The sequence below is a fragment of the Actinomadura sp. NPDC023710 genome, from assembly GCF_040639875.1.
GTDB classification, from domain to species: domain Bacteria; phylum Actinomycetota; class Actinomycetes; order Streptosporangiales; family Streptosporangiaceae; genus Spirillospora; species Spirillospora citrea.
Window position 1 is genome coordinate 19914 of record NZ_JBFAGB010000069.1, and the last position, 9455, is coordinate 29368.

General features: G+C 70.2%; 13 protein-coding genes and 1 pseudogene. 1 reads left to right on the plus strand and 13 read right to left on the minus strand.

Annotated features, from left to right (window positions below):
* Positions 1–1069: 1069 nt before the first annotated feature.
* Both AB0H37_RS42630 and AB0H37_RS42635 read right to left on the minus strand, forming a co-directional pair.
* Complete coding sequence (locus AB0H37_RS42630; protein WP_360618352.1) at positions 1070–1270, minus strand: hypothetical protein; 201 nt, start codon at positions 1268–1270, stop codon at positions 1070–1072.
* Positions 1267–1500: a hypothetical protein gene (locus tag AB0H37_RS42635; protein ID WP_360618353.1), complete on the minus strand. Its 234-nt coding sequence runs from the start codon at positions 1498–1500 to the stop codon at positions 1267–1269. Before AB0H37_RS42635 ends, AB0H37_RS42630 begins: the two co-directional genes overlap by 4 nt.
* Before the next feature lie 583 nt (positions 1501–2083).
* Between AB0H37_RS42635 and AB0H37_RS42640 the strand changes: the two genes are divergently transcribed.
* On the plus strand, positions 2084–2245 hold the full coding sequence (locus AB0H37_RS42640; protein ID WP_360618355.1) for a hypothetical protein: 162 nt from the start codon (positions 2084–2086) through the stop codon (positions 2243–2245).
* A gap of 630 nt (positions 2246–2875) precedes the next feature.
* Here the strand turns inward: AB0H37_RS42640 and AB0H37_RS42645 are convergent.
* The 11 genes and pseudogenes from AB0H37_RS42645 to AB0H37_RS42695 all read right to left on the minus strand — a co-directional run bounded on the left by AB0H37_RS42645 (position 2876) and on the right by AB0H37_RS42695 (position 9336).
* Positions 2876–4651, minus strand: coding sequence for a SulP family inorganic anion transporter (locus AB0H37_RS42645; protein ID WP_360618356.1), 1776 nt, complete (start codon positions 4649–4651; stop codon positions 2876–2878).
* Positions 4648–5025 (minus strand): metalloregulator ArsR/SmtB family transcription factor, encoded by a 378-nt coding sequence (locus AB0H37_RS42650; RefSeq protein ID WP_360618365.1) that lies wholly within the window; start codon positions 5023–5025, stop codon positions 4648–4650. Before AB0H37_RS42650 ends, AB0H37_RS42645 begins: the two co-directional genes overlap by 4 nt.
* 198 nt (positions 5026–5223) lie before the next feature.
* Positions 5224–5415, minus strand: a complete 192-nt coding sequence (locus AB0H37_RS42655; RefSeq protein ID WP_185031414.1) for a DUF3073 family protein — start codon at positions 5413–5415, stop codon at positions 5224–5226.
* Between the two features lie 97 nt (positions 5416–5512).
* A complete protein-coding gene (locus AB0H37_RS42660; RefSeq protein ID WP_360618358.1) occupies positions 5513–5779 on the minus strand; it encodes a hypothetical protein in 267 nt (88 codons plus the stop codon).
* Between the two features lie 282 nt (positions 5780–6061).
* Positions 6062–6391, minus strand: a pseudogene (locus AB0H37_RS42665) (class I SAM-dependent methyltransferase); the annotation flags it as partial.
* A 206-nt stretch (positions 6392–6597) separates the two neighbouring features.
* Complete coding sequence (locus AB0H37_RS42670; RefSeq protein WP_360618360.1) at positions 6598–6834, minus strand: hypothetical protein; 237 nt, start codon at positions 6832–6834, stop codon at positions 6598–6600.
* Between the two features lie 132 nt (positions 6835–6966).
* Positions 6967–7371 carry a CorA family divalent cation transporter gene (locus AB0H37_RS42675; protein ID WP_360618366.1) on the minus strand — a complete coding sequence of 135 codons (405 nt, stop codon included), beginning with the start codon at positions 7369–7371 and terminating at the stop codon, positions 6967–6969.
* Entirely contained in the window at positions 7281–8009 is a 729-nt protein-coding gene (locus AB0H37_RS42680) for a magnesium and cobalt transport protein CorA (protein WP_360618361.1), read from the minus strand. The genes AB0H37_RS42675 and AB0H37_RS42680 overlap by 91 nt, the downstream gene beginning before the upstream one ends.
* A gap of 102 nt (positions 8010–8111) precedes the next feature.
* Positions 8112–8297, minus strand: coding sequence for a CorA family divalent cation transporter (locus AB0H37_RS42685; protein ID WP_360618368.1), 186 nt, complete (start codon positions 8295–8297; stop codon positions 8112–8114).
* Positions 8298–8339: 42 nt separating this feature from the next.
* Entirely contained in the window at positions 8340–8648 is a 309-nt protein-coding gene (locus AB0H37_RS42690; protein ID WP_360618362.1) for a hypothetical protein, read from the minus strand.
* Between the two features lie 337 nt (positions 8649–8985).
* Positions 8986–9336, minus strand: a complete 351-nt coding sequence (locus tag AB0H37_RS42695) for a hypothetical protein (RefSeq protein ID WP_360618363.1) — start codon at positions 9334–9336, stop codon at positions 8986–8988.
* Positions 9337–9455 lie beyond the last annotated feature (119 nt).

The following is a 9455-nucleotide window of genomic DNA, read 5'->3' on the forward strand; positions in this document are numbered from 1 at the left end:
ACTGGGTTGCCCGGCTCCTGGAGGAAGTGTCCGCTGAGCTTCGGGAAGGCCGATATCGTCCGCTGCCCGCTCGTCGGGTTCTGATTCCCAAGCCGGGGGGGGCAGGAACGAATGGCGGCCGTTGTCGATCCCGGCCGTTCGGGACCGGGTCGTGCAGGCCGCGCTAAAGATCGTGTTCGAACCGGTCTTTGGGGCGGACGTGTCCGACTGCTCGTTCGGTTTCCGGCTCCGGCGGTCAGCCCATGACGCCCTGCAAGTTCTCATCGACGAGCAGGCGAAAGGGCGCCGATGGGGGTAGAGGCGGATGTCGCCGACTGCTTCACGGCGATCCCGCACGAGTTCCGCATCGCCGGAAAGGCGTTTGCCCAGTGTCTGGTCTGTGTCAAGCAGTGAGCGCTTCAGGTGTGGCTTGCTCGATGAGGGCCATGGCCATCCCTGCCAGCGCTCTTGACTGGTGATCAGGTCGGGGGAGTTCGGGGGCGATGCGTTCGGCGTGATCGGGGTCGTCGGCGACGATGACCTGGGCGATTTTCTCAGGGCGTTCGTGCGGTGGACGGGTGGCTGGGCGATCGAATGAGCGATGCGCTCGGCCTCTGCCCATCCAGCCGGGCCATCGCCTCGGCCATGTCCTCCTTCCAGGAGCACGGCGGCCTGGTGATGGGGGCGGAGAATGCGTTCGGCCTCGGTGAGCAATGTGCGGGCCAGCGCCGGGTCCGGTTGCACGGCCGCGGCCGCGATCTTTGTGAGTGTCCGGGCTTGGAGCCACGGTGTTGGGTGTCACTGGTGAGGAGGAGGTCGGCGGCGTCGGCCAGCCTGCGCCGGGCCCGTCCGGGTTCGGTCTTGGCCAGCGCTGCGGCGATGAGTGTGATCGCCTGGGCTCGGCGGATTGGGTTGGTGATGTGCGCGGTGATGCCCTCGGCGTGGTGCGGGTCCGTCCCCGGCCGGGTTCCTGACGATCTCGCGCAGTGCCCGCCCTTGCGCGTAATCGTCGGAGATCCCGCGGGCGATGCGTTCGGCCGTGTGGCGGTCGAGCCTCGCACGTGTCCCGGCGACCTCGCCCAGGACGTAGTCAAGGGGGATGAAAGCCGCCGGTACGGGCGAGGTGCTCGGCCTCGGTGAGGAGCCGGCGAGCCCGGCGGGGATCCGATGCGATGCTGGTCTCGGCGATCGCGCGTAACGCCGACACTTTCCATTCCCGGCCATCGATGGTGCGGGCGACGCGTTCGGCGTCATCGTTGGCCAGGGGGGCGAGACTCGAGCAGATCATCACCAGCGCTCGGTTCCGTTCCCCGGTGTACTCGGGAGCGTCCCTTCTCGTATCGGGATGTAGGTCAGGTTGTGTTCGGCTGCGCGTTCGGCGTCGGTGAACAGTCGCCGGGCACGGTCCGGTTGTGCGTTCACCAATGCACTGGCGACGTCGTTCAACGCTTTGGCCCGGTGGCAAGGAGTGGCGATGGTGCGGCCGAGGCGTTCGGCGTCATCGGGGTCGAGCCTGCTCAACGGCCTGACGACTTCTCGGAGCGCCCAGGACTGTAAGCCGCTGGGATGCCCGACGCTCGGCACTTCGGCGATCCACCGGGCGATCCGCCGAACGGGGCCGAGTGCCTCGCCGCGCGGCCGGCTCCCTGGGGTGGGGCGGGCGGCGGCAGGAACTTGGTCCCATCGGCTGCGGACGCGCGGCCCTACGCGCCCGGCGACGCCGGTACGACGCTGTACTGAGCCGCTCGCCACGTGACCGGGGCGTTCCGGCGCCGGAAACGTGGAGGACAGATGGCGGGTCTCGAAACGCCGATGCGTACGGACGGCCCATCGGCCGGCGCCACGGAACTGCGGGACGCTCTGCGCGAGCGCCACCGCCGATGCCTGACGCCGTTGGCCCGGCTGGAACTGCTGGCGACGACGCCACCGGGAGCCGGCACGGCGCAGGAGGTTCAGCGGGGCGACGGACGAGGTCCTCGAGCAACTGGCTGCCGCGGGCCGCGTCCTGCTCGGCTCGGTCGCGGCCGACGCGCGCCGCGGAGCCTATGCGCGGCTGCTGTCGTGCCGGGTCGACCGGCTGCTGATCGCGGCCGAGGACGCGGCGGTGGCGGCGAGGGCCGGGAACGCACCGTCCCTGCGCCGCTGCCTGTACCGGTTCCGCGCCCTCGCCGCCGCGATGCGGAAGGTCCAACTCGGCCTCCACGCGACCCGGCGGTCGCCGAGCGTCGTCGCCGACGAGCGCTGGTACGCGATGCCGGTCTGCTGACGGCACCGAGGCCGTCCGGACGAGCGGAGGCGCGTGCGGGGCGGTGCGAGCGACGATCCGATCGCCGGCCGATGCCACCCGCAGGCTCTGCTCTCGATCGAGGCCGACTCCGTCAGGGCTCTTCCCTCTGCTGGTGGATGAGGAAAGCCTTGATGCGTGGGCATCGTCAGCGGTCCGGATGGGGGCGGCGCGAGCGGATACGGGCCGTGGAGGTCCGGTTCGCGCAGGCGAGCACGCGCTCTATGGAGATCTTCGACCGCTGGGAGGAGTTGCGCGCGGCGGCGGATGCCGTTGGCCGCCGCCGGGAGGGTTCTGCGGTGCGACTCGCGGGTGAGCGGGCGCAGGCCGCTCGGCAACGGACGCGGGAGGCCGAGGAACGGCGCAGGGCGGCTTGCCTGGCGGCGGCCGAGGCGCATGAGGAAGCGGCACGGGGATGCGAGCGGCGCGTGGCGTTAGGACACGCCCGGGAGGAGGAGCGGACGCGGGCGGCCGGGCATCGGCGACGGACGGCGCAACTGCGGGCCTGCGCGGTCGGCTCCAACACGGAAGGGCGGCCGGACCGAACGCGCCGCCGCCCGTGATCCGCTTCGACTCGGCAAGAAGGTGACCCGGTCGAAGGTCCCCGGGTGCCTACGCCATCGGCTGTGGCGCGTTGGTCAAGGGTGGGCGGCTGCCTGGTTGGCCGGTCGGCGGGGTGGCGCTGGCAGTGGCCGGTGCCGTGCCGGTCTCTGCGCCGATGCTGTGGTCGTGGAGGTGGGCGCGGGCGTGGGCGATGGCGGCAGGGGTGTCGGGGAAGAGTAGCCCGTCGCGGCGGAGGTGTTCGGCGATCCGGAGGGTGGCCAGGACCTGGTCGTGGGCGGGGTCGATGCCCGACAGCAGGACGAGGATTCCGCGGTGTTCCAGGCGGGTGACGGCGTCGCCCAGGACGCCGGCGCCGGTGGCGTCCAGGGTGGTGATGCGGGACATCCGCAGGATGACCACGCGGACGTCGGCGATTTGTGACAGTTCCAGCAGGAAGCGGTGGGCGGCGGCGAAGAAGAGCGGGCCGTCCAGCCGGTAGGCCACGATGTGCTCTTCCAGCAGGGACCGCCCTTGGGCGGTGTGGTCGCCGTCCTGGAGGGGGACGGGGTGCAGCCGGGCGGTGCGGGCCAGGGCGCGCAACGCCAGCACGATCGCCACCGCGACACCGACGGCCACGGCCGTGATCAGATCGAACGCCACGGTGATGGCGAAGGTCAGCACCAGCACCGCGCCGTCGCGGCGGGTGGCGCGGGCCAGGGCGGCCAGGGAGCCGACCTCGACCATGCGGACGGTGGTGGCCAGCAGTACCCCGGCCAGCGCCGCCAGGGGGATGCTGCCGACCAGGCCGCCGGCGGCCAGCACGATGACGGCCAGCACGCCCGCGTGGATGAGGGCGGCCAGCCGGGAACGGGCCCCGGCCCGGACGTTGACCGCGGTGCGGGCGATCGCGGCGGTGGCGGGCACGCCGCCCAGCATCGGGGCGGCGAGGTTAGCGAGGCCCTGACCGAACAGCTCCCGGTCCGGGTCGTGCTTGTCCCCGACGCTCATCGCGTCGGCGACCGTGGCGCACAGCAGGCTCTCCAGTCCCGCCAAAGCCGCCACGGCCAGCGCCGACGGCAGCAGAGCGGTGACGGCGTCGAGGCGGACGAACTCCAGCGACGGGGCGGGCAGCCCGGCGGGCAGGGCGCCGATCCGCGCGAGGTCGAGCCCGGCGGCCTCGGCGACGATCGTGGCGACCGCTATGCCCGCCAGCGAGAACGGGACGCCGGGCCACCGGCGGCCACCGATCAGCATCAGCGCCGCGACGCCCGCCGCCATGATCGGGGCGGTGAGCGTGGGATGGGCCGCGAACCGGGCCGCGGCCTCACCCGCTGCCCGCCACACCTTCTCGGCGTGGACGCCGGTGACGCCGAGCGCGGCGGGCACCTGCTGCAGCGCGATCACCACCGCGATGCCGGCGGTGAAGCCCTCGATTACCGGGGTCGGCAGGAAGGCCGCGAACCGGCCCACCCGCAGCACCGCCGCCGCCATCAGGATCAGCCCGGCCAGCAGCCCGACCAGCAGCACGCCGTCGGCCCCGTACCGCGCCACGATCGGCACCAGCACCACCGTCATCGCGCCGGTCGGCCCGGACACCTGCAGGTTGCTGCCGCCGAAGACGGCGGCCAGCGCCCCGGCGACGACCGCGGTGACGAGCCCCGCCTGGGCGCCCAACCCGGAACTGACCCCGAACGCCAGTGCCAGGGGCAGCGCCACCACCGCCACGATCAACCCGGCCACCAGGTCACGGCCCCACGACCGCCGGGCGACCGTCCAGTCGGCGCGTCGCGGCAGCAACCGCGCCAGCGGCCCCGGCAGATCGCGCAGGTTCGCCCGGACTTTCATGCGCGTTTCTCACCGGTCGGGCCGGTCGGGCCGGCCGGCCCGGTCAGCGCGTCGGCCTTCAGCTCAGCCAGCAGCTCGCCCTGGCCGGTCAGCAGGTCGGTCAGGATCCGCCGGGCCGCACGCATCAGCTCCGACACATCGGCGCCCGCCAGCTCGTAGACCACCGTCGAGCCTTCGCGGCGCGCGGTCACGATGCCGGCCAGGCGCAACACCGCCAACTGCTGCGACAGACTGGAGGCCTCCACACCGGTCGCGGCCAGCAGGTCGCGAACCGCCTGCGGCCCCTCGCACAGCAACTCCAGCACCCGGACCCGCACGGGATGCCCGAGCGTCTTGAACAGCGCGGCCTTGGCCTGATGCAGCGGGACCGGCACGCTCACCCCTTCACCTTGTCGTTCACACTTCGACCGCCGGGGACCGGTTCTCCGGCGTTGCACGCGACACCGCGCAGGACGGCCCGACGCTCCGGTTCCACCGCCTCGTCCGCGTTGGGTGATACGCCGTGGACATCGGCTTCCCTGCGTGGGGCGCCCAACGTCCGCCGCACCAGCTCCTGCACCTCGGTGCCGCACTCACTCATCCGCGGCCTCCCTTCCCCCGCCCTCGGCCGGCTGCGGACGTCCACCCTCGGCGCGGGTGCCCCATGCCCCGCCGCCGGCCGTAGCCAGCTCCCTGCGCAACCGATCAAGATCGACGCCACCGGTGTCGTACTTCAGCTTGCGCGCGACCTTCGCCTGCTTGGCCTTCGCCCGACCACGCCCCACGACCGGCCTCCTCGCTCCCAGCGACATCAACCACCAGACGAACTGCAAGTTTAACCAATTGCATAAAACTTCAAGTCGGCTGCGCGTGTGTGCTTGCTCACCCCAGAGGAGCCGGACGGCCCGGAGTCCCCCGGTCCAGCATGAGGTGGGGGCCGGTCGCCGGCGACGGCCCGCGAAGATCACCGATGGGTGGCCGTTTCAGCGCATCCACCAGGCCCTCTCCCGTGCCCGGCACGGGCAGCAGCAGCCATGGCGCGCTCTGGCCGACCTCGGCGTCGTGAAGGGTGTTGGCGAGGTCGGGTAGGTCGGCGGCGGTCTGGGCCTGGGCGGGAGTGGGGTAGGTCTTGGTCCAGGTGCGGGTCATGGGCGGCCGATCACGTAGGTGATGGTCGCGGTGGTGGTGACGGGCCCGTCGGGCAGGCGGTCGCGGAGCGCGGCTGCGAGCTCGGCGGGGTGCCGCAGGTCGGCGAGGAAGGGGTATTGGGGGCAGGTGGCCAGGTAGGCGGCGGTGTGGGCGAGGTCGGTGAAGGTGAAGGTGTGTTGTTCGTGTTCGGTCTGGGTGATGGTCAGGCCGCCGGTCTCGGCGAGGGCGGGCAGGTTGCCGCTGTGGGCTGCTTGGTACAGGCTCGGCCGCGTGGTGGCGTGCGGGTCGAGGCCACCGTTGCACGAGGGCGGCGAGCTCGTGGTAGCTGTCGGCGGCCTTGGTGACCAGGATCGCGGTGCCGCCCGGCCGGAGCGTCCGGGTGATCTCCCGGAGCGCGGTGTCGGGGGCGGGTGAGTGGTAGAGGCACATGACGGCCACGACCAGGTCCAGGCTGTGCTCGGTCAGGGGCAGGTTGTGGAAGTCCGCGGTGATCGCTTGGACGGGCAGGCCCGCGCATTGTTGCTGGGCGGCGGCGGTCATGGCGCCGGATCCGTCGAGTGCGATGATCCGCGCGTGCGGGTGGTGGCGAGCGAGCCGCAGGGTGGTGCGTCCCTGTCCGCAGCCCCAGGTCGCAGATCACCGGCCGCTCGGGCAGGCCCGCGGTGTCGGCGTGGCCGAGTATTACGTCGCTGATGTTGCGGCCTGCGGTCTTGGCGGTCAGGAGCGCGCTACTGCGCCGACGGGTACGGTCCTCGTCTGCGTATAGGGCTGGGAGGTTCTCGCCGAGGAAGGGGTGGCTCACGTCGCCGGCCCCGGGGTTACGCGGTCGTGGATGCCTTCAGCTGGGCTAGGAGCCGGTTGGCGGCGCGGCGGGAGGTGAGGATGCGCACGTCGGCGTGCCCGGCGTGTTCGGCGATCAGTTCCCGGACGCGGGGGGCCATCTGCCTGCGGTAGCCCCACACGTATTTGATGAAGCTCCAGGTGATGCGGTCGTAGACGCCGGTGGTGTCGTGCTGGCCTCCGCGGCGGTTCGCCGGTCTCGCACAACCGGTCATTTGTGCGAGAGCGCGCCATCGGGCTCTTCACCAGCCCCGGATGGGCTCGCCGCTGTCGGCGCTGGGGGGGACGGCGGTGCTGGCGGGTTTGAGTCGGTGTCCGCGGTAGATGAGTACGACGAGGATCAGGATTCAGATCACCACGAGGGTGATGAGGGCGAGGGGCCACAGGGAGGCTGGTCGGCGGAATCTGATCATGGGTCTTCCTCGCAGCCAGCCGCTTTTGCTGAGCCGGTAGTAGACGATGACGCAGGCGACGGCCATCACGGCCATCACGATCGGGTAGCCGAACAGCCAACGGAGTTCGGGCATGTAGTCGAAGTTCATGCCGTAGAACCCGGCGATCATGGTGGGGATCGCGATGATCGCGGCCCAGGCGGAGATCTTGCGGACGTCGGCGTTCTGCTGTTTGCCCAACAGGGCCAGGTCAGCCGTCAGGGCGTTGGTCAGCAGTTCGTTGTGGGAATCGACCTCGCCGTCGATTCGCAGTAGGTGGTCCAGGACGTCACGGAAGTATTCCCGGGTGCCGTCGAACAGCGCGACCCGGCCCTGGTGATCTCCTCCAGGACCGGGATGAGCGGGCCTTCGGCGCTGCGGAAATCCAGCACTTCACGTTTGAGGAGGTAGATCTGCTCGGTGACGTCACCGCTGTGGGGCCGGAAGACTTGGCGTTCCAGTTCGGTGATGTCGGCCTCGACCTCGTGGGACACCAGGCCGTAATGGTCGACGACCTGGTCACAGATCGCGTGCACCACGGCGGCGGGCCCGTGGGTCAGCAGCCGGGGGTCGGCCTCGATGCGTTTGCGGACCTGGGCCAGGGGATTGGCGGCGCCGTGCCGGACGGTGACCACGAAGTCCTTACCGAGGAAGTTCATGATCTCTCCGACCTCGATGTCGGAGGTGTCCTCGTGGTAGTCCAGGGTTTTCAGGACGATGAACAGGGTTTCGTCGTAGCGTTCGAGTTTGGGCCGCTGGTGGGCGTGTACCGCGTCCTCGACGGCGAGGGGGTGGAGTTCGAGCTCCTCCTCGATGAGGCCGAACTCGGTGCCGGTGGGCTCATACAGCCCGATCCACACAAAGCAGTCGCGGTCGTCGCGGCGGGCTTCGTCGAAGGCGTCGCTGATGTCGCCGTCGATGTCACGGCGCCGCCCGCCGTGGTAAATGGCCTGGTCCACAATCACGAGATCACATCCTGGTGCATCGCCGGCTGCCCGTCCCTGCCTCGGTTGATCTCACCCGACAAAGCCTGTCGCTGCCTGAACTACCCGGGTCGCGGGTCATAGCCAATCGCGCCGCTTGAAGATCGCGTACAGCCCGACGCAGACCACGGCCATCAGTGCCAGCGCGAACGGGTAGCCGCCCAGCCAGTGCAGCTCGGGCATGTGGTCGAAGTTCATCCCATACACGGTGCCGATCAGCGTCGGCGCGAACAGGATCGCCGCCCACGAGGAGATCTTCTTGATCTCCTCGTTCTGGGATCACCACCGAACACCTCGGTCTCGATCTCATCGATGTCGTTCTGCAACCCCGAGATCACCGGCGCGTACCCGTCGACGACCGTGTCCAGGATCGCGTACAGCACCGCCTCGGGCCCCAGCGCCAACAGGTCGGGGGTGGGCGACGATGGCGTCCTCCACCGCCAGCTCATGCAGACCCAGCTGCTCGGCCGCCGACAGCAACTGCGCATCGGCCGGCCGGTACGGCCCGATCCACGCCCTGCTGTCGGGCTCCTCTGCCAGCAGGGCGAAGGTGTCGGCCAGCGTGGCCGGTGAGCTGGTGCGGCGCCCGGCCAGGTAGACGGCGCTGTCGATCACGCTGTTCTCCACTGGCGGCTGCTGGCGATGAGGCTGAGGATCCATCGAATACTCCGGCGCACTGCGCCGGTCGGCAGAGCTCCTGCCCGAGCCGGGCGCGGAACGCTTGGACAACAGAGCACGCAGACGATGATCGGCCGTAACAGAACGCCTTCCAGGGTGGGAGTGATGTGGAAACACACGACCACACGACGCCCCGCGCCCTCACGAAGGTGGGCACACCACACCCGCATCAGCGGCCGGCGACAGACGTCGGCGATCAGCAGGTACTCGGAGGTTGGCTGTTCACGACGAGCCCCACCTCCCTGCTCCCTCGCCCAAACTGACCCAAATCAGCCTACCGGCAAGCGCCCACAGCCCCACAGGACACGTGGCCGCACGACCGGGAGCAGTCGAGTGAGAAGTCACGCTCAGCGGCGGTTGGTGGAGATCTCGCCGCCCTTACCGTAGTAGATGGCGGCGACTCCACCGCCGCCCGCGCCCGCCAGGACGCCAACATCTTCGGTGCCACATCGACGAACAAGCCCTCAGGCAGCCCGATCGCGCGGATCGCGGTCAGCTTGTCGATCTCGCGCAGCATCGGCTCCAGGCTGATGTCGTCCGGCATCGCCTTGATCAGCGCCAGCACCGACCCGCCGTCGAACTCTTCCTCGTCATCTGCTCCGGGCCCGGCCTCCGCAGCGCGCACGGGCGTTAACGGCATTCCGTGGACCAAGAGTCATCTACGACGGCAGGATGATGCGAAGTGACGTCATAGATGGTGGTTGACATGACGTCATCATGACGTCATAGTTTCGGCATGGACCT